At 48.3% G+C, this 23,634-nt stretch carries 18 protein-coding genes, 1 tRNA gene and 1 pseudogene; 17 read left to right on the top strand and 3 right to left on the bottom strand.

Translation table 11 applies throughout. The features are described from left to right. Positions 1–110: 110 nt before the first annotated feature. Positions 111–995 (top strand): AraC family transcriptional regulator, encoded by an 885-nt coding sequence (locus GRF59_RS24485; RefSeq protein ID WP_160500361.1) that lies wholly within the window; start codon positions 111–113, stop codon positions 993–995. Positions 996–1,043: 48 nt separating this feature from the next. On the opposite strand, the gene GRF59_RS24480 is transcribed toward GRF59_RS24485, so the two are convergent. Beyond that, positions 1,044–1,838, bottom strand: a complete 795-nt coding sequence (locus GRF59_RS24480; protein WP_160500360.1) for a class I SAM-dependent methyltransferase — start codon at positions 1,836–1,838, stop codon at positions 1,044–1,046. 299 nt (positions 1,839–2,137) lie between these two features. Here GRF59_RS24480 and GRF59_RS24475 point away from each other — a divergent pair, with 299 nt between their 5' ends. Both GRF59_RS24475 and GRF59_RS24470 read left to right on the top strand, forming a co-directional pair. Next, the gene (locus GRF59_RS24475) at positions 2,138–3,883 is read left to right on the top strand and encodes an ABC transporter ATP-binding protein (protein ID WP_160500359.1); all 1,746 of its coding nucleotides are present in this window, start codon (positions 2,138–2,140) and stop codon (positions 3,881–3,883) included. Beyond that, positions 3,876–5,693, top strand: a complete 1,818-nt coding sequence (locus GRF59_RS24470; protein WP_160500358.1) for an ABC transporter ATP-binding protein — start codon at positions 3,876–3,878, stop codon at positions 5,691–5,693. The genes GRF59_RS24475 and GRF59_RS24470 overlap by 8 nt, the downstream gene beginning before the upstream one ends. Before the next feature lie 456 nt (positions 5,694–6,149). Here the strand turns inward: GRF59_RS24470 and GRF59_RS24465 are convergent, their stop codons facing one another. After that, positions 6,150–7,085: a ketopantoate reductase family protein gene (locus GRF59_RS24465; protein ID WP_160500357.1), complete on the bottom strand. Its 936-nt coding sequence runs from the start codon at positions 7,083–7,085 to the stop codon at positions 6,150–6,152. Between the two features lie 159 nt (positions 7,086–7,244). Between GRF59_RS24465 and GRF59_RS24460 the strand changes: the two genes are divergently transcribed. Together GRF59_RS24460 and GRF59_RS29845 are read left to right on the top strand one after the other, a co-directional pair. Further along, positions 7,245–7,811, top strand: a complete 567-nt coding sequence (locus GRF59_RS24460) for a TetR/AcrR family transcriptional regulator C-terminal domain-containing protein (RefSeq protein ID WP_160500356.1) — start codon at positions 7,245–7,247, stop codon at positions 7,809–7,811. A 63-nt stretch (positions 7,812–7,874) separates the two neighbouring features. After that, a pseudogene (locus tag GRF59_RS29845) lies at positions 7,875–8,041 on the top strand (transposase); the annotation flags it as partial. A gap of 407 nt (positions 8,042–8,448) precedes the next feature. Here the strand turns inward: GRF59_RS29845 and GRF59_RS24455 are convergent. Next, positions 8,449–8,522: transfer RNA gene (locus GRF59_RS24455), tRNA-Arg, on the bottom strand. A 359-nt stretch (positions 8,523–8,881) separates the two neighbouring features. Between GRF59_RS24455 and GRF59_RS24450 the strand changes: the two genes are divergently transcribed. From GRF59_RS24450 to hemA, 12 genes are all read left to right on the top strand, one after another. Continuing rightward, positions 8,882–9,727, top strand: a complete 846-nt coding sequence (locus tag GRF59_RS24450) for a hypothetical protein (protein WP_160500355.1) — start codon at positions 8,882–8,884, stop codon at positions 9,725–9,727. A gap of 141 nt (positions 9,728–9,868) precedes the next feature. Continuing rightward, positions 9,869–11,197: a trigger factor gene (tig, locus tag GRF59_RS24445; protein WP_160500354.1), complete on the top strand. Its 1,329-nt coding sequence runs from the start codon at positions 9,869–9,871 to the stop codon at positions 11,195–11,197. A 381-nt stretch (positions 11,198–11,578) separates the two neighbouring features. Further along, complete coding sequence (clpP, locus tag GRF59_RS24440; protein WP_160500353.1) at positions 11,579–12,169, top strand: ATP-dependent Clp endopeptidase proteolytic subunit ClpP; 591 nt, start codon at positions 11,579–11,581, stop codon at positions 12,167–12,169. Between the two features lie 12 nt (positions 12,170–12,181). Further along, entirely contained in the window at positions 12,182–13,438 is a 1,257-nt protein-coding gene (gene clpX, locus GRF59_RS24435; RefSeq protein WP_160500352.1) for an ATP-dependent protease ATP-binding subunit ClpX, read from the top strand. 126 nt (positions 13,439–13,564) lie between these two features. Beyond that, positions 13,565–14,662, top strand: a complete 1,098-nt coding sequence (gene ispG, locus GRF59_RS24430) for a flavodoxin-dependent (E)-4-hydroxy-3-methylbut-2-enyl-diphosphate synthase (RefSeq protein ID WP_160500351.1) — start codon at positions 13,565–13,567, stop codon at positions 14,660–14,662. Between the two features lie 185 nt (positions 14,663–14,847). Beyond that, positions 14,848–16,614: an ATP-dependent protease LonB gene (gene lonB / locus GRF59_RS24425; RefSeq protein ID WP_160500350.1), complete on the top strand. Its 1,767-nt coding sequence runs from the start codon at positions 14,848–14,850 to the stop codon at positions 16,612–16,614. An 88-nt stretch (positions 16,615–16,702) separates the two neighbouring features. Next, complete coding sequence (gene lon, locus GRF59_RS24420) at positions 16,703–19,039, top strand: endopeptidase La (protein WP_160500349.1); 2,337 nt, start codon at positions 16,703–16,705, stop codon at positions 19,037–19,039. Between the two features lie 15 nt (positions 19,040–19,054). Further along, on the top strand, positions 19,055–19,687 hold the full coding sequence (gene yihA, locus GRF59_RS24415; protein WP_160500348.1) for a ribosome biogenesis GTP-binding protein YihA/YsxC: 633 nt from the start codon (positions 19,055–19,057) through the stop codon (positions 19,685–19,687). A gap of 307 nt (positions 19,688–19,994) precedes the next feature. Continuing rightward, a complete protein-coding gene (locus tag GRF59_RS24410; RefSeq protein WP_160500347.1) occupies positions 19,995–20,582 on the top strand; it encodes a non-ribosomal peptide synthetase module in 588 nt (195 codons plus the stop codon). 343 nt (positions 20,583–20,925) lie between these two features. Further along, positions 20,926–21,324: an adenosylmethionine decarboxylase gene (gene speD / locus GRF59_RS24405; RefSeq protein ID WP_160500346.1), complete on the top strand. Its 399-nt coding sequence runs from the start codon at positions 20,926–20,928 to the stop codon at positions 21,322–21,324. 135 nt (positions 21,325–21,459) lie between these two features. Beyond that, positions 21,460–21,984: a hypothetical protein gene (locus tag GRF59_RS24400; protein WP_160500345.1), complete on the top strand. Its 525-nt coding sequence runs from the start codon at positions 21,460–21,462 to the stop codon at positions 21,982–21,984. Positions 21,985–22,224: 240 nt separating this feature from the next. Beyond that, positions 22,225–23,619: a glutamyl-tRNA reductase gene (gene hemA / locus GRF59_RS24395; protein ID WP_160500344.1), complete on the top strand. Its 1,395-nt coding sequence runs from the start codon at positions 22,225–22,227 to the stop codon at positions 23,617–23,619. Positions 23,620–23,634 lie beyond the last annotated feature (15 nt).

The following is a 23,634-nucleotide window of genomic DNA, read 5'->3' as shown; positions in this document are numbered from 1 at the left end:
CGGTGAGGAATGGCATTTGATCGATAAGGAATCCTGCATTTCGGTGCACGAATGGTCGGGAGGGCGTATACTACTCCTGGTATTCTAAGGGCATAGGGAGGTCATAAGGAATGGATTTGCTCAAAAACGTGAACAGCGCGATTCGGTATATCGAGGAGAATTTGACGGGCGATATTGATTATAAGGAAGCGGCCAAGCGGGCATTTTGTTCTGAATATCATTTCAAAAGAATGTTCTCGTTCTTATCCGGAATTCCCCTTTCGGAATATGTCCGGCGAAGACGGCTCACTCTAGCCGCATTCGAGCTGTCTGGTTGCGAAGCCAAAGTGATCGATGTCGCCATCAAATACGGGTACAGCTCCCCGGATTCATTTGCAAGAGCGTTTCAGCAGCTGCACGGTCTAACACCGTCGGAAGTGAAAGATCATGGACGATCTCTCAAAGCTTATCCGCCGTTGACCTTCCAGTTAACCATTTCAGGAGGAGATGAAATGAATTATCGGATTGAAGAGAAAGAGGCATTTCGGATCGTTGGATTGATGAAAAAAGTACCGATTATTTTCAGCGGGGTGAATCCGGAGATTGCTGCGATGTGGGAGAGTCTGGATCATGAGAACATTCAGCTGTTTAAAACGTTGTCGAATGTCGATCCGAAGGGACTGATCAGCGCATCCACGAATTTTTCAGAAGGCCGGATGGATGAGCAGGGGGAGCTCGATCACTATATCGGTGCGGCCACAACGGAAGAATGCCCGGAGCATCTGGCTCATCTTGAAGTTCCTCCGTTGACATGGGCCGTATTCGAAGTTGTCGGACCCTTTCCGGAAACGCTCCAAAAGGTGTGGGGACGTATCTATTCCGAATGGTTTCCCTCCTCGAACTATGAGATGGTGGAAGGCCCGGAGATGTTGTGGAATGAAAGTAAGGATCTGTCTTCACCCCGGTTCAGGAGCGAAATCTGGATTCCTGTCTCGATACGAAAAACGGAAAGCTGAACTCGCATGGGAAAAAGAGCTGCCTAGACAGCTCTTTTTGTTTTTCATTTAAAGGGCAGAATTCCGGCTGGACGTAGCGGGTTTCTCGGCAATCACTCTCAGGCGCTTATAATCCGCGTAGATCGCTCCGTCGTGCCATAAGGTTCCACGAACCTTTTCGCCGATTTTTAGACATGTCTTCCGAATCTCTTCAGGCTCCATGCCCCGGAAAAAGTCATCGCCGAATTGAGCCAGCCAACTGAGCATGCCATCCTGTCCGTCTTGAAGTCTGGTGGGCCGGTCAAAATAACACATCAAGCGCACAATAAACCCCTGCTGTTCGAGAAGAGATGCATATTCTGCCGGACTGGGAAAGTACCAGGGATTCCGCGCAGCGGCGTCCATACCGTAATCGCCTGTCAGGACATCCGTAATGGCATTGACGATGGTACTTACATTGTGGGCTCCACCGAACTCCGCGATAAAGCGTCCCCCTGGGTTCAGCGCGTTCCATACGCATTCTACAGCACCTGGAGCATTTTTCATCCAATGAAGAGCGGCGTTGGAAAAAACTGCATCAACTTGGGATTGGATTTCGAAATGCTGGGCATCGCCGATGAAGAACTCGATTTCCGGGTACTTTTCCCTCGCGCGGCCGATCATCTCTGCAGAGGCATCCATGCCGATCACCTTGGCACCGGATTGCGAGATCTCATACGTTAAGTCGCCGGTACCGCAGCCGAGATCAAGAATCATTTCCCCCTGCACAGGGTTTAATAATGTCACAAGACCTTTCCCGTATTCGGATACAAACCCCAGCTTTTGATCATAAGAAAGCGGCTGCCATTGATTGTGGGATTCCATTTAAGACACCTCCGGTTATTTGTTGGCATTATTGTTGCATAGATTTCCTTATAAGTTAAATATATAAATGCTATAGAATATATAGTTTATAACTATAGGCGAAAATGGAATCAAGCTTCTCCTCCGCATGAAGAATGCAGGGGTATACTTTTTTTAACATATGAAAACCCAGTCATATCAACGGTTTATCGCTCGCAGCACCCCGCCGTCATGCCACGGATTATTTTTAAGTATGCTATATTTTAGATAAAGATCCGGTAAGGGAATTTGAAGTATCAGCCTAAGGAGGGACGAAATCATTGAAAAACTTTGAACTTCTCACCAGTTATGTGAAGCAAAACAAGCTGCTCTACCTCACAGCCGTTATTCTGATTATCCTGTCTAACGTAGACCAGTCATTGCTGCCTCAGATGCTGGGAAAGGTAACGGATGGACTGAAGGATGGCTCACTGGGACGGAATGGAATTATTCAGTACAGCCTCATTTTGCTTGCAATAGCCGTTTCTTATGGCGTCTTGTTCGGACTTGGTCAATTTACGATCATGAGGCTGGGCCGGCGTTTTGAATTCATTACGCGCGGCAAGATTTTCACGCAGTTTGCCAAACTGAGCGAGGATTTCTTTTCCCGGCAAGGGACAGGGAAGCTGCTCAGTTACGTCATGAATGATGTCACCTCGGTGCGGGAGGCCATATCCTTCGGTGTAACGCAAACGACGAATGCGGTATTTATGGTTATTTCCTGTGTGGCGATGATGTTGATTACGGGGATTCCCGTGATTCTGATTCTTGTCAGCGTAGGTCCGCTGATCCTGATCCCGTTTCTGGTCATTTATTTCGGGCCGCGGATACGTGAGAGATCCATGCACGTGCAGGAAGATTTGGCCACAATGACGGAATCCGCTGATGAGCAAATTGGAGGGATCCGTGTTACGAAGACGTTTGCGATGGAGGATACGGCGCAGCGGAGATTTGATGACACGGTAGACGGAGTAAGGGCAGCCCAGCTCCGTCTGGTGCGGATGTCTTCTCTATTCCAAGCGATCCTGCCTTTTCTAGGCGCGTTGTCCCTGGTCGTGTCGCTTCTTGTTGGCGGTTACATGACTATTCAGCACCATCTGTCTCTCGGTAGCTTTGTGGCGTTGACCTTTTATCTGCGGATGCTGACCGGACCTCTGCAGCAAATCGGCAATGTCATCAACATGATGCAGCGCTCCGGCGCTTCATTGGAGCGGGTGAATCGTCTGCTGGCCGAAGTGCCAAGCGTAAGAGACCATGATTCGGCGATCGAGTTAAGTTCCATTGGAGATATCGAAATCGATCATTTGAATTTCACTTATCCGGGCGCTTCGGAAAAAGCGCTGGAAGACATCACCTTTACAATACGCAAAGGCCATACGGTAGGCTTGATCGGTCGCACGGGCAGCGGCAAATCCACACTTGCGAAGCTGCTGCTTCGGGTCTATGAGCCTCCCGAAGGCGCAATCCGCATCAGCGGTGAAGATATTACAGAGGTTTCTCTGGATACGCTGCGCCGGAAAATAGGCTATGTGCCTCAGGACGGATTTTTGTTCAGTACCGATATTGCCGATAATATCGCCTTTAGTGACCGTTCGGCGAATATGCAGCAAATACGCAGCGCAGCGGATCAGGCTTTACTGCTGGACAGCGTAAATACATTTAAGGAAGGGTTCCAAACCAAGCTGGGTGAGCGCGGACTTACGCTTTCGGGCGGTCAAAGGCAGCGTGCCAGCCTGGCGAGAGGCTTGATGAAAAGACCGGAGCTGCTAATTCTCGATGATAGCATGAGCGCGGTGGACACCCTGACGGAATCAGGAATTCTAGGCAATCTCGTCAAAGAACGCCAAGGCAAGACGACGATGATTATTGCCCATCGGATCAGCAGCGTGCAGCATGCCAACGAGATCATCGTTCTGGATGAAGGACGCATTGTACAGCGTGGCAGCCATGAAGAGTTAATGGCCCGCAGAGATGGTCTGTATGCGTCCTTGTACCGGATTCAACAGGAGGGACTGCAGCATGCCTAATTCTTCTTCCGCTGCGATAGCGGGTAATAAGGCTTCCGGTGATAGCAAAGGGAAGTCATTTGAAGCGTTTAAAAATATACTCAAGTATGCCAAGCCGCATAAACTTACGTTCGTAGGCATCTTTTTCTGTGCCCTTCTGGGCATATCCGCGGATTTGCTCCAGCCTTATCTGGTCAAGATCGTCATTGACGATCATCTCGCCAAAGGAAAAGCCGAGTTTGGCTTTATCGCCTTGATGGCGGGGATATACCTTGGAATTTCGCTGATCAGCTTCTTGTTTACCTATCTGCAAAACAACCTGCTTCAGTTTGCGGGACAGGGCATTGTGGCGAAAATCCGCAAGGACTTATTTCATCATATTTCCAAGCTCTCTATGTCCTATTTTGACAAGGTTCACCGCGGGAGCCTGGTCACGAACGTATCAAGCGATACGGAGACGATTAGCCAGTTTTTCACGCAAGTCTTATTGAGTTTGATTCGTGACGGAATGACCCTGGTCCTGATCATTTATTTCATGTTCCGGCTGGATACGACGCTTGCGTGGTATTCGCTCACCATTTTGCCTGTCATCGGTCTGGTGGCCTTCCTGTTCCGGAACTATCTGCGTCAGGCTTACCAGGTCACCCGGAGTCGGCTGTCGCGTCTGATCGGTTTCATCGCGGAGAACCTCTCCGGCATGGGATTGATTCAAGCTTTCCGCCAAGAAGCAGAGCAGACCCGCCGCTTTAACGAGCATAACCAGAGTTATTGGGAAGGGAATATGCGGGAGGTTCGCGCTAACGTTCTGTTCAACCGGACCTTTGACATCTTGGGCAATCTTGCATTGGTACTTGTCGTGTGGCTCGGAGGAATGGCCGTATTCCACAATACGATGGAAGTTGGCGTGCTGTACGCATTTACAAGCTATATCCGGCAGTTCTTCCAGCCGATCAACCAGATCACGATGCAGTGGAACACGTTCCAGTCGACGATGGTTTCCATGGACCGGATTTGGAAGATTCTCAGTACCGAACCGGATGTGAAGGATCCACAGCCTGACCACAAAACCGTTCTGAAGGTGGAAAAAGCCCGCGGGAAAGTGGATTTTGACCATATTACTTTTGGGTATGCGCCTTCCAAACCGGTCATCCCCCATTTGGATCTTCATCTGGATGCCGGCGAAATGGTAGGGATTGTCGGTACGACGGGAGCAGGAAAAAGCACGTTGATCAGTCTGCTCAACCGTTTCTATGACGTGAACCGGGGCAGTATCCGGATTGACGATATCGACATTCGCGATATTCCCCAGCAGCAGCTTCACCGTCTGGTCGGCCTGATTCAACAAGAGCCGTTCTTGTTTTCGGGGAGCGTGCTGGATAATGTCAGACTGTTTCAATCCGACATTTCCCGGGAAAAGGTCATGGAAGCTTGCCGTCATGTCGGCGTGCATGAAATGATCATGCGGATGCCGCAGGGCTATGATTCGCTTCTGTCCGAGAGAGGCAGCGGTTTGTCCGCAGGCGAACGCCAGCTGATCTCGTTTGCCAGAATCATGGTGTTCGAGCCGCGCATTCTGATCCTCGATGAGGCTACGGCGCATTTGGATTCCCAGACGGAACAGCTCGTGCAAAATGCCCTACAGACCGTGTCTGAGGGACGGACGACGCTCATCATTGCCCATCGTTTATCGACGGTAATGCATGCTGACCGCATTCTCGTCATGAAGGACGGAAGAGCAGTCGAGGAGGGTACGCATGATGAGCTGATCGCCATGCATGGCTATTATGAGCAGCTGTATACTCATGCCAGGCAGGCGTCGGAGGAGGAGTGAGCTGCGGGGGTTCACGACTCCGATCGCTGTGGCCCCCAAGTTTATTGAATTCATATTAGCGGTATTAAACTCAGCAAAGCTTACGCTTCCGATGGAGCTTTCCTTTCAGGCGACCGCAACCGCTTATTCGAAATTGTTTCGTACTCTCCGCTGCTACTCAGCATGATCTGAACCGGCCATCTTTATGGCTGGTTCTTTGTTTAAGCATGAGCAACTCTCTGCGGTAATCGCCTTCGCATCGCGAGAGGGGATAAAAACAGCAGCCACCTTTGCATATGGTGGCTGCTGCTTTATTTAGTAGTGATTCGCGATTCGAGTGAGATGTTTTAGAAGCAGCAGCATGACTTTAATGAGTTGGATGGAATGAGATTCGGAGTTTACGATAGTTTTGACTTTAGAGATATTTTCGAAGAGCATTTGAACAGAATAGTTATTCACATAAAGGTTGGGTGAATTTTAGCGGCTAGCAAACTTGGACATCGTTCGCTTCTCCAACTCGTCCCAATGGGGAGTCGCGATAGTGATATGTTTTTTCAGCTTTTTGAACGAATCGAACAAAGCAGCAATTTCACTGAAAGAACCATCTATCAATTTCATAAACGACAATTTGTGAACGATGATTAGACCCAGGTATGTGATCCATCTATGCTTACGAATAAAGTTAACCTGACTGGCAGGAGTGATCGTGTAATTTAGCTTCTCCAATAGCTGAAACCCCTCGTCCATTGCGGAAATAGCCTGTTTAAATAGTTTCTTGTCCTTCGTTGCTTTCTTTAAATCGCCGTCGTAAAGATAACTAACCGAGTTCAAGGCAACGATCGTGACGATATGGCTTTTAAGCCAGGCGTCGATATCCTCATGATAAGCTAATTTATACTTCACTTTCTTAAATGCGCTCTCTAGGATAGGTTTTATTGTGATCTCTCCGTCTAAGCTGCCTAATATCATTTGCCCGCCTCCGCGGATGCAGATAATACGGCCATTCTCCTCTCGGATTCCCGCGCTAATCTGAAAGCCGAAGATGACGTTTTTCTTGGCCTTACTTTTTTCTTGAATTTCAATCTGCATCCCAAGGGCATCCGCATTATTCCCAACGAGAACGATATTGGAAGACTGATTTTCGGCCAGTATAGATAGAACGGATGGGAAATCATTGTATTTCATAACGACAAAAATGAGATCGTAGAGATCGTCAGCAGTAAGCTCTTGAATGACGTTTACTTCATCGACTGTGTTGCGGCGCTGAAAGTAATGTCGGATAACAAGCCCATTCGTCTTCAGTTGCACGGCTCTCTTGCCTCTTGCCAGCACGGTAACCTCATTCCCTCCGCGCACCAGTACATGAGCAAGGTAACTGCCCAGAACGCCCGCCCCATAAACCAATATCCTCATCTTTATATCCCCTCTATTCAACATCTGTTGATTTCTGATCATTCATTGAATAAAATCAGGATACCAGTCACTTTAGGCCGGCAGCAATGACTAGATGTACCGGTTTTGTTGGTTTTTCAACAGATTAATATGAATTGTTTAATAAAGGTGGGTTCTTTCGTGGACAGAAGAATCAAAAAAAATCAAGCCGCCATAATGAATGCCTTAATGCAATTGATAGCTGAGAAAGAATTCGAGAAAATAACGATCAACGATATCGCAGAGCGTGCCGACGTCAATCGAGGCACCGTGTATTCGCATTACTCGGACAAATACGATCTATTGGATAAGTGTATAGAAGACCAACTGACTCATTTGATGGAAAGCTGTTACTCCGCGGATGCGAAGGGACCTTTTCCGACGAAGACTCCCTTACTCCATACGATTAAAGAAATCAAGCAAAATGCTCCATTATATAAGACCTTGTTGAGCATCAAAGACGTTTCTTCCTTCAGGATTCATCTGAACAGTATGATCAATAAACAGATCATTGAACATATGAACGAAACCAATTTAAGCATAGATGACCTGAGCAAATCGATATTTGCGCAATTCATAAGTTCGGCGATCGTCGGTGTGATCGAGTGGTGGTTCAACCAATCCATGCCATGTTCCGCGGAAGAATTGACGGACCGGTTATGGTCCCTTCTGGAGATGAATCAGCTGATCCCATTGAAGACAAATTGAATTACATAGCAAAAATGAGCCTTGCTGATGTCATTGACAAAAAGTGCCTCGGATTCGGTCTAATGCCTGCAGTGTCGACTGCTTAGTCAGTGCATGCAATCCAGAAACCACCGCAAAGTGTGACCCGGCATATCTGATAAGACAGCAAGGAATGGATACGGAATAACCGACTGAGCCGATCCGGGAAGCAGTTGTACCGCAAACGAAAAGAGACGATTGAGAGTGGCTTTTTATGTACGTCCCAGGGGGGATACAGCCTTCGGGCTGACTGCGAAGCGAATGCTAACGATGCAAATGCTCCGACGAACCCTGATGGGTTCTCATCCCTCTAGACAAGCAAAAAGCCACTCCGAAGAGTGGCTTTTATGTACGTCCCAGGAGGGATACAGCCCTTCGGGCTGACTGCGAAGCTGAAGCTAACGATGCAAATGCTCCGACGAACCCTAATGGGTTCTCATCCCTCTAGACAAGCGAAAAGCCACTCCGAAGAGTGGCTTTTATGTACGTCCCAGGAGGGATACAGCCCTTCGGGCTGACTGCGAAGCTGAAGCTAACGATGCAAATGCTCCGACGAACCCTGATGGGTTCTCATCTCTCTAGACAAGCGAAAACCACTCCGAAGAGTGGCTTTTATGTACGTCCCAGGAGGGATTCGAACCCCCGACCGACGGCTTAGAAGGCCGTTGCTCTATCCAGCTGAGCTACTGGGACATGAAAAATTTCAAGCAAGAAATATCATATCATATGGATAAATAATTTACAACATTAATTTAATATAATTAAATAAAACTTGAAAAAGGCCGGAAAACTGTTTCAAACCATACATAATTCATTAATGTTTTCTGTACCTGGATTTTACGTCGAACACTATATGCTTATTCGAAAGAGTCATGTACATATGCAGGCGGTTTTTTTTCATGTGCAAAGCGGGTATGCTATAATCAACAATTAATTGCCCTTACCCGGACAGAAAGGAGGAACCCCCTATTAAAGATTCCAATTCCCCCACAAAAGACAATTTAGTCCTCTTTCCAAAGACACTCGACTTCTATCAGATTCAGCTGACAGTCATGCTGGAAAACGAACGGTACGGGGAAGCAATGGAACTTCTGCGCTTTTTGCTGCAGTGTCAAGGACAGGATCAGCGGCATTATGATGAGTGGCAGGCACTGCTGGAGTGGCTGGAAGCAGCGTTTCCCCAATACAATCGCAGCAACGAGGATGGTGACCATCCCGGGGAGATTGAAGAGGATGAGAAAAGCGAGGATGAGATGAAACGCCAGAACGTTCAGGCGAAGCTGGCTGAAGACCATTTCTATGCGGACAAACTGCTGGAAACGGCCATGCAGGAACCACTGAGCGAGCAAAATATGCTTGCCCTCGAACAGCTTTCTTATCTGGAAGGCGCAGCCATCGACCAGTCGCTCGTGAAATGGCTGCAAAGCCGACCGCTTCATCCGCTGTTGCAATTCAGAGTCCTGCAGACGCTGCGGAAGCGCGGAATGCAGGGGAACATCGAACTGCTTCGGGGCCAGGAACGGGCCAGAATCGACGTGGAGGCTGTACCGCTGAGTCCGGATGAATTTCCGCCTCAGGTCAGTTTGATCACGGAACGTGTAGCAGGGCAGACAGAGGTCCAGGAACCTACGCTTTTTTATTTTGCGCAGGAGCTGTGGACGCAATTTATCATGGCCATTTACGGCACGGACGATTATTTTTCCATTGTGGATGAAAACGACGAGACCATTGACATTTGGGCTGCTTCACTGCACCAAACGGTTTCAGAGAGTCTGACGGGCAGCAGGAACGAAGAGGAAATCAGGTATATGTACGGAGTGACGGACACGATGCGCTTTTGTTTCGAGCAGGCGTACCGTACGATGAAGCAGTTTGTTGCCGCAGGTACGAACCCATAGAAAAAACAGGAATTTCTGCCTAAAGACTTGCAAAAGGCATGCCCTTGAAAAAGGTACTGATCTTGTTTATACTATAATGGTTATTCTGTGCGTGTTAAAACTAATGACCATGTGAAATATTTTTGGAGGGGAAGGCATAAAATGAAAGCAACCTGGGAAAAAATAGAGAAGAACCTTGGCGTTCTTGAAGTAGAAGTTGGGGCGGATCGTGTAACTGATGCGCTTGACAAGGCCTTTAATAAAGTAGTTAAAAAAGCGAGTGTACCTGGATTCCGTAAGGGTAAAGTACCTCGTCCGATTTTTGAAGCTCGTTACGGAGTAGAAGCTCTGTACCAAGACGCCATCGATATTTTGCTTCCAGAGGTATATACAGAAGCCGTTAACGAAACGGATATCTTTCCTGTAGACCGTCCTGAAGTTGAAATTGATCAATTCGAAAAAGGACAAGCCTTTAAATTCAAAGCAAAAGTAACAGTTAAACCGGAAGTTACTCTTGGTGATTACAAAGGCGTTGAAGTAACTACAGAGAAAGTGGAAGTATCCGAAGAAGAAGTGAACGAAGAATTGAACCGCTTGCAAGAGCGTCATGCTGAACTCGCTGTCATCGATGAGGGCGCAGCTCAAAACGGCGACATCGCTGTGATTGATTTTGACGGCTATGTAGACGGCGCTCCATTCGAAGGCGGAAAAGCAGAGCGTTATTCGCTTGAGCTTGGAAGCGGCACGTTCATCCCTGGTTTCGAAGAGCAGGTTGTCGGCCTCGCAACAGGCGACTTCAAAGATGTTGAAGTGACATTCCCTGAGACTTACCACGCTGAAGAGCTGGCTAACAAGCAAGCGATCTTCAAAGTGAAAGTTCACGAAATCAAACGCAAACAATTGCCTGAACTGGACGACGAATTTGCCAAAGACGTAAGTGAATTTGAAACGCTGAACGAATATAAAGAAGATCTGAAAAAAGAACTTCTGGCTCGCAAGGAACAAGAAGCTAAAGGCAAAAAAGAAGCTGCTGTCGTAGACAAGGTTTCCGAAAATGCTGAAATCGAAATTCCACAAGCGATGATCGACGGCGAAATTCAAAACATGATGCGTGATTTTGACAACCGTCTGCGCGGCCAAGGCATGAACCTTGAAATGTTCTTGAGCTTCTCCGGACAAACAACGGCTGATCTGCAAGATCAAATGAAGGACGACGCCGAAAAACGCGTTCGTAACAACCTTGTTCTTGAGCAAATCGCCAAAGAAGAAAATATCGAAGTGACTGAAGAAGACATCAACAAGGAAGTCGAAACGATGGCTGAAGCCTACAAACGTTCCGCTGACGAAATCCGCAACATTTTGGCAGCAAACGGATCGCTTGCAAGCCTGCGTGACGAAATTTCCCTTCGCAAAACCGTTGAACTCCTCGTTGAGAACAGCAAGGAAGTCGAAGGTAGCGAAGAAGCTGCTGAAGAAAAAGCAGCAGAGTAAGAAACGGAAGATTACCTGAGCATTCAATTGCAGGCATGACGTATGTGATGCCATTCATATGAATCTATAGAGAGATAAGGCACGTATATTCCATTGCGTGCCTTATTTTTAACTGGGATTATCCATTTTATTCCTAAATAAAGTATTTAATGGATAATTTCTCTTCCATACATAAGAATAACGTCAATCGATGCATTCTTCACAGAAGACAGATCACCATTAGTGGCGGTTACGTTCAGGCTATATTTCGTGGCAGGGTTCATACACTGTATTGCGGGGTATAAAGTGAAAAATGACATCATGCTTTGAACATGTTAGAATAATGCTGTAAGCCTGATGGATGCAAGCATTACATCTTTAAACGGAAAAGAGGTTGGACACATGAGTCTGATACCTATGGTTGTAGAGCAAACAAGTCGGGGCGAAAGATCTTACGATATTTACTCCAGATTACTGAAGGATCGCATAATTTTTCTCAGCAGTGCGATCGACGATGATGTCGCCAATCTCGTCATAGCACAGTTATTGTTCCTTGCAGCAGAAGATCCTGAGAAAGATATCCATTTATATATCAATTCTCCTGGTGGTTCTGTCACGGCAGGGATGGGTATATACGATACAATGCAATACATTAAACCGGATGTATCTACCATCTGCGTAGGCATGGCGGCGAGCATGGGCTCTCTTCTGCTGACGGCTGGAGCACCCGGTAAACGATATGCGCTGACGAACAGTGAAGTGATGATCCATCAACCGCTAGGTGGGGTTCAAGGGCAGGCCGCAGACATCCAGATTCATGCGAGCTGGATCATTAAGACAAGAGAAAAGCTCAATCAAATATATGTGGAACGCACAGGTCAGCCCCTTGAAAAAATCGAGCGCGACACGGATCGTGACTTTTTCATGAGTGCGGAGGAAGCGAAGGCTTACGGCCTTATCGACCAGGTTCTCACTTCACCGATTAAATCTTAAAGGGGTGTTTATATGTTTAAATTTAACGATGAAAAAGGGCAGCTAAAATGCTCTTTTTGCGGGAAATCCCAGGAACAGGTACGCAAGCTTGTTGCCGGTCCCGGAGTTTATATATGCGACGAATGCATTGAACTCTGCACGGAAATCGTAGAGGAAGAGCTTGGTCATGACGAAGAGCTGGATCTCAAGGATATTCCGAAACCAAAGGAAATCTGCGATATTCTGGATCAATATATCATTGGTCAGGAGCAAGCGAAGAAATCGTTGTCAGTTGCCGTTTATAACCATTACAAACGGATCAACACGGGTAGTAAAATCGAAGACGTGGAATTGCAGAAGAGTAACATTCTCTTGCTGGGCCCTACCGGTTCCGGTAAGACGCTGCTGGCTCAAACCATGGCTAAAATCTTGAATGTACCTTTTGCCATTGCGGATGCAACTTCATTGACGGAAGCCGGCTATGTCGGCGAAGACGTTGAGAATATTTTGCTGAAGCTGATCCAAGCGGCAGATTATGATGTGGAAAAAGCCGAACGCGGCATTATTTATATTGACGAAATCGATAAAGTAGCCCGTAAATCCGAGAATCCGTCCATTACGCGTGACGTTTCGGGTGAAGGCGTGCAACAGGCTCTTTTGAAGATTCTTGAAGGAACGGTTGCTTCGGTTCCACCGCAAGGCGGACGCAAGCATCCTCATCAGGAATTCATCCAAATCGATACGACGAACGTTCTGTTTATTTGCGGCGGTGCCTTTGACGGCCTGGAGCAAATGATCAAACGCCGGATCGGTAAAAAAGTCATCGGCTTTAATGCCATGGGCGAGAACCAGAAGGATCTCAAACCAGGTGAATACTTGGGTATGGTGCTTCCGGAAGACCTGCTGAAATTTGGTCTCATTCCGGAATTCGTAGGACGTCTTCCGATCATCTCCACGCTGGAGCCGCTTGATGAGAAGACACTCGTACGTATCCTTTCCGAACCGAAAAATGCGCTGACGAAGCAGTATCAAAAGCTGCTGGAAATGGATAATGTCGCGCTCAAATTCGAGCCTGAAGCACTCGAAGCCATTGCGAGAGAAGCGATCAAGCGCAATACAGGCGCCCGCGGTCTCAGAGCCATTATCGAAGGCATTATGCTCGACGTAATGTATGAGGTTCCTTCCCGTGATGATATCAAGGACTGCGTCATTACGGAGCAGGTCGTGAAGGAAAAGATCGTGCCTGAATTGGTCAGCAAGAAAGAAAATAAACAGGAAGAAAGCGCCTAAACCTTTATTTGGAAGGGGAAGCTGCTTTCGGAAATTCATTGCCGTTTCTCCACTTCCTCCCCTCTGGCGTATGCCTTTTTAGAGGGGCGGGGGTGGAGTCTTGGCGTTATGGGAGAGAAAAAAATCATGTTTTTGAGACAAGACACAAGACCTGTCAAAGTCGGTGATTTGACGATCGGCGGAAGCAATGAAGTCATCATTCAAAGCATGTGTACGACGAAAACCGCTGATGTGGAAGCGACTGTTGCCGAAATTCTTCGCTTGGAGGAAGCAGGTTGCCAGCTGGTCCGTGTGACCGTCAATAACAACGAAGCTGCCGAAGCGATCAAAGAAATCAAAAAACGCATTCATATTCCGCTGGTCGCGGATATTCATTTTAATTATCAGCTCGCTCTCAAGGCGATTGAAAATGGCATTGATAAAGTCCGGATCAACCCGGGCAACATCGGCAGCCGCGATAAAGTTGAAGCGGTCGTCAAAGCATGTAAAGAGCGCGGAATACCTATCCGTATCGGTGTTAACGCAGGCTCGCTGGAAAGCCACCTGTTGGAGAAATACGGCTATCCCACACCGGAAGCCATGGTGGAGAGCGCTTTGTTCCATATCAATATATTAGAAGAACTCGATTTCCACGATATTATCGTATCGCTTAAGGCATCCGATGTGCCGATGGCGATTGAAGCCTACCGTAAAGCGGCGGAAGTTATTCCTTATCCGCTTCACCTTGGCATCACCGAATCCGGAACGCTGTTCTCGGGAACGATCAAAAGTTCGGCTGGTATTGGTGCGCTGCTGTCCATGGGAATCGGTAGTACGCTTCGGATTTCGCTGAGTGCCGATCCGGTGGAAGAGATTAAGGTAGCCCGTGAGCTGCTGAAAACCTTTGGACTCATCTCGAATGCAGCGACGCTGGTTTCCTGCCCGACATGCGGACGTCTGGACATCGACCTGTTTTCGATTGCCAATGAGGTTGAGGAGTATATTTCGAAACTGAAAGTGCCGATTAAAGTTTCGGTGCTGGGCTGTGCGGTTAACGGCCCGGGTGAAGCCCGCGAAGCCGACATTGGCATTGCCGGCGGCCGCGGCGAAGGCCTGCTGTTCCGCTATGGGGAAATGATCCGCAAAGTGCCGGAAGCCGAAATGGTGGATGAACTTAAGAAAGAGATTGACTCCATCGTCAAAGTTTTTGAAGAAACCGGTAAAATTCCGGGACGCAAGCATTAACCAAGAGAAAAGAAGCTGCATTGACCTGGAATACTCGAGGCAATGCAGCTTTTTTGTTTAGAAATCCCGCTTGAGGCGTTTACGTGTGTGTGAAACGGCTATACTACCATGTATCAGGCCAACCCGTAGGATGATATAAATACAGGGATATTAGGCCACTCAAGAGAAACGGGAGGGTTTTTGAAATGAATTTAAGTATGGTTATGATGTTGGTTCAGTTTTTCTTTGCCGTCATCATCGGCATTTATTTTTGGAATTTGCTTCGCGGACAAAAAACCAATCGTACCGCGGTGGACCGGGAGTCCCGCAAGGAAATGGATAAGCTGCGGAAGCTGCGCTCCATCTCGCTGACGAAACCGCTGGCGGAGAAGACGAGACCGCAGTCGCTTCAAGATATCGTCGGTCAAAAGGACGGCTTGCGCGCACTCAAGGCCGCGCTGTGCAGTGGAAATCCGCAGCATGTGATTATTTATGGGCCTCCGGGAGTCGGGAAAACCGCTGCCGCACGCGTCGTAATGGAGGAGGCGAAGCGCAATCCTGCCTCGCCGTTTAAGGCGGATGCCAAGTTCACTGAAATCGATGCCACAACAGCTCGCTTTGATGAGCGCGGCATAGCCGACCCGCTGATCGGTTCAGTGCATGATCCGATATACCAGGGCGCAGGCTCCATGGGCGTTGCTGGTATTCCGCAGCCTAAACCGGGAGCGGTAACGAAAGCTCATGGCGGGATATTGTTTGTTGATGAAATTGGGGAATTGCATCCCATTCAGATGAATAAGTTGTTAAAGGTACTGGAAGACCGTAAAGTTTTGCTCGAGAGCGCATACTACAATTCGGAGGACAATAATACGCCGGCTTACGTCCATGACATTTTTCAAAATGGTCTGCCGGCGGATTTCCGCTTGGTTGGAGCTACCACGCGTTCCTCGCAGGAATTGCCGCCTGCTTTGCGCTCCCGCTGTATGGAGATTTATTTCCGTCCCCTTTTGCCTGACGAGATCGGTCGAATCGCCGAGGACGCCATCCAGAAGATTGGACTGATGCCCTGTCCTGAAGCTGTTGAGGTTGTGAAGCAGTATGCGACAAATGGCCGCGAAGCCGTGAACATCATTCAGCTGGCGGCCGGACTTGCCCTCACGGAGAAAAGGGATTCGCTTGCCGCATCCGATGTGGAATGGGTAGCGAGCAGCAGCCAGCTTCAGCCGCGCCCAGACCGGAAAATTCCGGATCGCCCTCAAGTAGGGCTTGTGAACGGTCTGGCCGTATATGGCCCGAACATGGGGACACTGCTTGAAATCGAAGTTACGGCGGTGCCGGTTGCTCCAGGCCAAGGAAAGTTCAATATTACGGGTGTGGTAGAGGAAGAGGAGATCGGCGGGAACTCGAGAACGCTTCGCCGCAAAAGCATGGCTAAAGGATCGGTGGAGAACGTGCTGACGGTACTTCGCTCCTTGGGCCTCAAGCCTGAAAATTATGATCTGCACATCAATTTCCCGGGAGGAACGCCGATCGATGGTCCGTCCGCCGGGATTGCCATGGCAACTGCGATCATGTCGGCGGTCAAAGGCCTTACGGTAGACAATCAAATAGCGATGACCGGGGAAATCAGTATCCACGGGCGGGTGAAGCCCATTGGCGGCGTGATAGCCAAGGTAGAGGCGGCATTCCAGGCAGGTGCCACCACGGTCATTATCCCGAAAGAAAACTGGCAGACGTTGTTCGAGGATTTGGAGGGCTTACGCGTTATTCCGGTGGAAAACGTACAGGAGGTCTTCCTTCATGTGTTTGGCAGCGAGCTAATGCCTTCACTGGATACAGAGGTACAGGAAGACAAGAACGAAGTAATGGAGAAGAGTGCTGCTCCTGAAATCTTCCCGCAAGCCCCTGCAGCTTCATTCTTGCAGGCAAAGCCAGGCCGATCCGGACAAATTACCGATGCAGGGACATGTTAAAGCAGCTTAATAATTGGTGTTTTCTGTGAACATTTGCTAAAATAAAACCGGATGTTATAACCTGAGAACGGCTGGAGGTGCGAAAACGATGGGGCTGAGTAAAGCGAAAGGCCGCCGTTTTCCGTTATTGCCTTTGCGAGGCCTTCTAGTCTACCCGAGCATGGTACTGCATCTCGATGTAGGCCGGGAGAAATCAGTCAAGGCTCTGGAAAAAGCGATGGTGGAAGATAACCTGATTCTCCTTTGTTCTCAATCCGAGGTGAACATAGAAGAACCAACGCAAGAAGATATTTTTCGTATTGGCACAGTAGCCAACGTGAGACAAATGCTTAAACTTCCGAACGGCACCATCCGTGTTCTGGTGGAAGGGATGGAGCGCGCCGAAATTATACAGTATACGGACAACGAGGAGTATTATGAAGTCCTCGCCCGGGAGCTGCATGAAGAGGACAGCGACAACCCGGAAGTGGATGCGCTGATGCGTACCGTTCTGAGCCAGTTTGAGCACTATATCAATTTATCGAAGAAGGTTACTCCGGAGACGCTTGCGGCGGTTTCCGATATTGAGGAGCCGGGTCGTCTTGCAGACGTGATTACCAGCCATCTATCGCTCAAGATCAAGGACAAACAGGAGATTCTGGAGACTGTCGATGTCGGTAAACGTCTGGAAAAGCTGCTGGATATCCTGAACAATGAGCGTGAAGTGCTGGAGCTGGAGCGCAAGATCAACCAGCGCGTCAAGAAGCAGATGGAGAAAACCCAGAAGGAATACTATCTGCGTGAGCAGATGAAGGCCATCCAGAAAGAGCTTGGCGAGAAGGAAGGCCGCACCGGAGAAGTCGAGGAATTACGCGATTTGATGGAGAAGCAGGAGCTCCCCGAGAAGGTCAAAGAGAAGGTCGAGAAAGAAATCGACCGTCTTGAGAAAATGCCTGCCAGCTCCGCCGAAGGCGGCGTGATCCGCAACTATCTGGACTGGCTGCTGGCTCTTCCTTGGAGCAACAAAACCGAGGATGATCTCGATATCCATAAAGCGGAACAGATCCTCAACGAGGATCATTACAGTCTGGACAAACCGAAAGAACGCGTGCTGGAATATTTGGCCGTGCAGAAGCTCGTCAAAAAGATGAAGGGGCCTATCCTTTGTCTGGTTGGCCCTCCGGGCGTAGGCAAAACCTCGCTTGCGCGCTCCATTGCCAGGTCGCTGAACCGGAAGTTCGTCCGCATTTCGCTTGGAGGCGTCCGGGATGAAGCCGAAATACGCGGCCACCGCCGTACCTATGTAGGAGCGATGCCAGGGCGTATTATCCAGGGAATGAAAAATGCAGGAGCCTTGAATCCCGTATTTTTGCTGGATGAGATCGATAAAATGGCGTCGGATTTCCGAGGAGATCCTTCATCTGCGTTGCTCGAAGTATTGGATCCTGAACAAAACAATACGTTTAGCGACCATTTCATTGAAATTCCGTTTGACCTGTCGCAGGTCATGTTTATCACGACAGCCAATGCGATCCACAATATACCGCGGCCGCTGCTTGACCGGATGGAAGTGCTTAACATCCCAGGGTATACGGAGCTTGAGAAACTGCAAATCGCTAAGCGTTACCTTCTGCCGAAGCAGAAGCGAGAGCATGGCCTGCAGGAAGAACAGGTTCAGATTGGCGAAGAAGCACTGCTTAAAGTGGTTCGTGAATATACTCGCGAGTCCGGAGTCCGTAATTTGGAACAGCAGGTAGCTGCGCTTTGCCGTAAAGCTGCCAAGCAAATCGTTTCGGATGGCACGGAATCTATTACCATAGAGCCGGATGATATTAAGGAATACCTGGGCGCCGCCAAATTCCGCCACGGCGTGGCCGATCTCGAAGACCAGATTGGTGCGGTCACAGGCCTTGCCTGGACAGAGGTTGGCGGAGAGACGCTCATGATCGAGGTCACCGTCGTCCCGGGCTCCGGCAAGCTGACGCTAACCGGTAAGCTTGGCGATGTGATGAAGGAATCCGCGCAAGCGGCATTCAGTTACACACGCAGCAAAGCGACAGAGCTCGGCATCGAACCCGATTTCCATGAGAAAAATGATATTCATATTCACATTCCTGAAGGCGCTATTCCGAAGGACGGCCCATCAGCCGGCATTACGATCGCAACAGCTCTTATATCGGCTCTTACCAAAAAGCATGTTTCCAAGCATGTGGCGATGACCGGCGAAATTACGCTGCGCGGACGGGTGCTCCCGATCGGCGGCCTGAAGGAAAAATCACTGGCGGCGCACCGCGCAGGCTATAAAAAAATATTGCTCCCAAAAGACAACGAGCGCGATTTGCGCGACATTCCCGACAGCGTCAAAAATGAAGTGGAGTTTGTTCCGGTATCCCATATGGATCAAGTGCTGAAGCATGCGCTTGTGGAACAGGCGGGAGTGCATTAGAGAGGAAACATTGACATGAAAGTAAAACAAGCGGAATTTGTAATCAGTGCCGTTGGCCCTGACCAATATCCAGTGGACGCCTTGCCGGAGATTGCTCTGGCAGGGCGTTCCAATGTAGGCAAGTCATCGCTTATCAACAGAATGATCAACCGCAAGAATCTGGCGAGAACGAGTTCTACGCCAGGTAAAACGCAGCATCTTAACTATTACCGGATCAATGAGGATCTTTATTTCGTCGATTTTCCGGGATACGGCTATGCGAAGGTCTCCAAGACCCAGCGGCAGGTATGGGGCAAAATGATCGAGAGATACCTGCTCGAGCGGGAGACGCTCAGAATGGTTCTGCTAATCGTCGATCTGCGCCATCCGCCAACCAAGGATGATGAGATGATGTACGACTGGTTGAAGCATTATGAAATTCCGATCTGCGTCGTAGCCACCAAAGCGGACAAGATTCCGAAGAGCCGCTGGCAAAAGCATGTGAAGCAGATGAAGGAAGGTCTTCTGATGCGTAAAACAGATTCGTTCGTGATGTATTCATCCGAAACCGGAGTGGGAAAAGACGAATTATGGGCACATATCGAATCCATAGCCGGTCTTGGACAAGAAGATCATATACAGCCGGAACCGGAGCAAACGGCCGAATAGGAAAGGTTGTATCATCAAGCGAAGATCATATTTTCGGCGTATTGCGTAGGGATTCAGACTTTAACCAGCAGGAAAGTGAGCATCCCGTGAAAAGTTTGCTCAAAAATCCGGTTTAATCCGTTTTTTTATGAAATATGAAGAAAATTCATGGTTTCGTTCGCAAGCAATCGTTTTGAAATGTGCTGTATAATAATACTAAGGAATGTTAAGAAATCCGCCCTTAGCGGAAATTTTTTCGGCAGATCATAGAGCCGCTCAGCTGCGCTGAAAACGTCTATGATCGTGAAAAAGAATTGAGGAGATTTTTATGGCTCAGCGGTTAGCCACAGAGTATGTGAAAGCCACTTTACAAATGACGGAGCTTCAATTGAACCAGTTTATGCATTCGGCTGAATGCTGTCACATGCATGTAATCGTGAAAGTGCTGGACAGCGGAGGACAAGAGATTGTGCTGGAAGACGAAAGCGGTGAGGAGGTTCATTTCCCTCTCGAAAGTAATAATGGCCTGTACTTCTGTGAGTTGTCATGCCGCTTGGTGAACCCTCGTTTGACGAATTTGGTCCGCAAGCTGTTTGTTGCCTGCAAGGGTAAAGGCATCGTTAACCGAATTTATCAAGGATTCACAATGATGTATTATTATGAAAATGGCTCAGTTCGAAAAATTGCGGAAATCACCCCGTCGCACAGCAAACTGGTATATGAGTATAAACATACCGCAGGTGAGCTGCAGCGGGTTTATCAACTGAATGATGTGGAACAGGAGATCTCGCTCCTGTACCAGGATATCAACTATTGGCTTGATGAACGGAACAAAGCGGCAACCCGTGAGCAAATCGCTCACATTGACGAAAAGCTCCGGCAGGGCGCCGCAAAATGGTTTGCATTAGAGGCCTGATCCCATAAATTGATAAAGGAACTTCTTCGCCATGAAGAGGTTCCTTTTTTCATGAAAGACAGCGTGGATAAAGGAGGATGAAAAGTGTAGCTAACCTCAGTTTAGCTGCATTTTATCTGGGACAAATATGAAAAAAATAAAACAATGGGGATATTTAAAAAAGTATTGCATTTCGCCCTGATAGATGTTATTTTTAATCTCGTTGAAAAGAATATATTAGGAACCAGGATTCACTCAGGACATTGTATGTTGCGAGAGATTATTCCCTCGGGAAGTGAATGACGTAGGTCCTAGCGGATGAAATTTTCAAACATTTTATTCCTAGGAAGGGGGAAACCGGAAGATGGAATACTCAACTTTCGGAAGACACGTTGCTGTTGATACTTGGGGAGTCGACTTCGAGATGCTGAACGACGCAGAGTTTTTGCAGGCTCAAATGGTTGAAGCTGCAGAAGCATGTGGTGCTACAGTGATGTCGGTACAATCCAAGCAGTTTGAACCTCAAGGAGCTACAGTGCTTGTTTTGCTGTCAGAAAGCCACCTCTCGATTCATACGTATCCCGAGAGAGGGTTTGCAGCGATTGATTGCTACACCTGTGGCGAAACTGTCGATCCACAATTGGCAATCGATTACCTGGTATCCGTATTGAAGCCTGAAAAAACGTATGCGAAGAAGCTTGTACGCGGTTTGGGCGAGTTGAAGGTGGAAACACCGGAAATGAAACAGGTCGAGCTGGTATAGAGGCTAGGCGCTTAATAACGATAATGAATCCTGACCATGGAGATCCGTCTCCATGGTCATTTGTTTTCTAAGGGCCCCATATACTACAGATATGGAACAAGCTTGTGAACGAAGCTTTAGGGGGCCGGAAGATCAATGAGAAGACGAAAATCACGAGACCTGCTGTTTTTAGTCTTGATTGTGCTGCTGTTAGGCACGCTCGTATATCAGGGATACCGTTTGGCACGCCCTCAAGGCGGCCATGCGGACGCGGAGCAAATGCTGTATGAAGTGTCGCTTTTCCAGATGAAGGTACTGAATACCTCGCTGATGGATGCGGCGAACAGCGGAAATACCAGTGAACTTAACGCGCTGAAGCTGGCAGCTTATTCGGCTGCATATACACATGACCGGCTGGCGGACTCTTTCGGCAGTGATCGACTGTATCCGTTCCCGGCCATCGGTGGCCTGGTGGAACTTCTTACGTCCTGGCAAATCGGAGGTAATCGTCCCTTGAGCGAGGCGGAAAAAGAGCTTCTCGGTTCATACAGCGAACTCTTCTCCGGGTCGGTTCAGCCCTACCAGCAGCTGCTTAGTGAAAGCGGACATGTGATATCCTCCCAAAATGACGAGCTTGAGAAAACAGGTAAGCAGCTTGCCGCGCTGATTAAAGGGAAGTAGTTGATGGTTAATAAGACGGTATAAAATTCTGGGGTTCATGGCATTATAGTAAAATACTCCTGCGGGAGGTGAAAAACACTTTTGTCCAAAGTGTGTATTTTCATAAACATTTCATAAAATGATTCAGAGGGACTAGACAACTGTGATATAATTAACATAGTGAAAATGAATAGAAACCAAAAGAGATATCCTGAATTGGATCTTTTTTTTTGAAATGAACCTTAGGCAGGTGAACATGTAATGCACATCGTCGTTGTCGGATTGAACTATCGCACAGCGCCTGTAGAAGTAAGGGAACGTTTTACGTTTGAACAAAATGAATTGCCGGAAGCGCTCAGCCAGCTCATGCTGACCAAAAGCGTCATGGAAGGCGTTATCGTAGCAACATGTAACCGTACGGAAATTTATGTTGTGGTGGACCGCCTGCATATGTGCGGATATTTTATCCGCAGCTTTATGGAACAGTGGTTCGATATTCCCCGTGAGGAATTTACCCAGCATTTATATATATATGAAGATCAGCAGGCGATCTCCCATTTGTTCCGTGTAACCTGCGGTCTGGACTCCATGGTGATCGGGGAGACGCAAATCCTCGGCCAAGTCCGAACCGCATTTTTGCAGAGTCAGCAGGAAAAAGCTACTGGAACATGGTTTAATATGCTGTTCAAGCAAGCGGTAACGCTAGGTAAAAGAGCACACTCGGAAACTTCTATCGGCGAAAGCGCCGTATCCGTCAGCTACGCAGCTGTAGAGCTGGGCAAACGGATTTTTGGCATGTTCGATGACAAGAAGGTACTGATTCTGGGTGCCGGTAAGATGAGTGAGCTAACGGTGAAACATCTGTATGCCAATGGCGCGGAAGAGGTTATTGTGGCTAACCGTACGCTTGCACGGGCAGAGGAGCTGGCCAGCAAATTCCAAGGAACGCCTTGTACCATGGAACAGGCCATGGCTCGGTTGCATGAGGTGGATATTCTCATCAGCTCCACGGGGGCCAAGGATTATGTCCTGAACCGTACTCAGGTCAGCGAAAGCATGAAAAAACGCCAATCCCGCCCTCTCTTTATTATCGATATCGCCGTACCGCGGGACATTGATCCGGCGATTGCGGAGCTGAATAATGTATTCCTGTATGATATTGATGATCTGGAAGGCATTGTAGAGAGCAATTTGGAGATGCGTCGAGCCGAAGCGGCTAAAATCGAAGTGATGATTCAAGAAGAGATGGATGATTTCTATCAGTGGCTGAAGACGCTGGGCGTTAGACCGGCCATCCGCGCGCTGCAGGAAAAATCCTCGAGCATTCATGAAGAGACGCTTCAAAGCCTATTCAACAAGCTGCCGGAGCTGGATGAGCATCAGCGCAAAGTCATCCGCCGGTTAACGAAGAGCATTGTCAATCAGATGATGCATGATCCGATTAATCGGATCAAGGAGATGACAGCGGGTAAAAACGGAAATGAAGCGCTGGATTATTTCACGCAGATTTTTGCATTGGAAGAAGATTTGAATGGAGCCGGACAGGAAACAAGCTTGATCAAACAATCCAGTCCATCCAAGAACGAACTCAGCAGAGAAAAGCATGAAGACAAACCGTTTGCCATTAAAGGTTCGCTGACACCAGCAGGCCTGTAGGCTATCAGGGGGAGT

The organism is Paenibacillus dendrobii (genome assembly GCF_009807035.1).
In the GTDB taxonomy this organism is placed as follows: Bacteria; Bacillota; Bacilli; order Paenibacillales; family Paenibacillaceae; genus Paenibacillus_AQ; species Paenibacillus_AQ dendrobii.
The sequence above is the reverse complement of the archived record's forward strand: the minus strand, read 5'-3'. Positions and strand labels throughout refer to the sequence as shown.

What these genes read in the sequence shown, in the direction of transcription:
- tig (WP_160500354.1), top strand. Translation starts at nt 9,869, where the DNA reads ATGAAAGCAACCTGGGAAAAAATAGAGAAGAACCTTGGCGTTCTTGAA.
- ispG (WP_160500351.1), top strand. Translation starts at nt 13,565, where the DNA reads ATGTTTTTGAGACAAGACACAAGACCTGTCAAAGTCGGTGATTTGACG.
- clpP (WP_160500353.1), top strand. Translation starts at nt 11,579, where the DNA reads ATGAGTCTGATACCTATGGTTGTAGAGCAAACAAGTCGGGGCGAAAGA.
- GRF59_RS24470 (WP_160500358.1), top strand. Translation starts at nt 3,876, where the DNA reads ATGCCTAATTCTTCTTCCGCTGCGATAGCGGGTAATAAGGCTTCCGGT.
- GRF59_RS24465 (WP_160500357.1), bottom strand. Translation starts at nt 7,085, where the DNA reads ATGAGGATATTGGTTTATGGGGCGGGCGTTCTGGGCAGTTACCTTGCT.
- speD (WP_160500346.1), top strand. Translation starts at nt 20,926, where the DNA reads ATGGAATACTCAACTTTCGGAAGACACGTTGCTGTTGATACTTGGGGA.
- GRF59_RS24410 (WP_160500347.1), top strand. Translation starts at nt 19,995, where the DNA reads ATGGCTCAGCGGTTAGCCACAGAGTATGTGAAAGCCACTTTACAAATG.
- lon (WP_160500349.1), top strand. Translation starts at nt 16,703, where the DNA reads ATGGGGCTGAGTAAAGCGAAAGGCCGCCGTTTTCCGTTATTGCCTTTG.
- clpX (WP_160500352.1), top strand. Translation starts at nt 12,182, where the DNA reads ATGTTTAAATTTAACGATGAAAAAGGGCAGCTAAAATGCTCTTTTTGC.
- GRF59_RS24400 (WP_160500345.1), top strand. Translation starts at nt 21,460, where the DNA reads ATGAGAAGACGAAAATCACGAGACCTGCTGTTTTTAGTCTTGATTGTG.
- lonB (WP_160500350.1), top strand. Translation starts at nt 14,848, where the DNA reads ATGAATTTAAGTATGGTTATGATGTTGGTTCAGTTTTTCTTTGCCGTC.
- GRF59_RS24485 (WP_160500361.1), top strand. Translation starts at nt 111, where the DNA reads ATGGATTTGCTCAAAAACGTGAACAGCGCGATTCGGTATATCGAGGAG.
- GRF59_RS24450 (WP_160500355.1), top strand. Translation starts at nt 8,882, where the DNA reads ATGCTGGAAAACGAACGGTACGGGGAAGCAATGGAACTTCTGCGCTTT.
- yihA (WP_160500348.1), top strand. Translation starts at nt 19,055, where the DNA reads ATGAAAGTAAAACAAGCGGAATTTGTAATCAGTGCCGTTGGCCCTGAC.
- GRF59_RS24480 (WP_160500360.1), bottom strand. Translation starts at nt 1,838, where the DNA reads ATGGAATCCCACAATCAATGGCAGCCGCTTTCTTATGATCAAAAGCTG.
- hemA (WP_160500344.1), top strand. Translation starts at nt 22,225, where the DNA reads ATGCACATCGTCGTTGTCGGATTGAACTATCGCACAGCGCCTGTAGAA.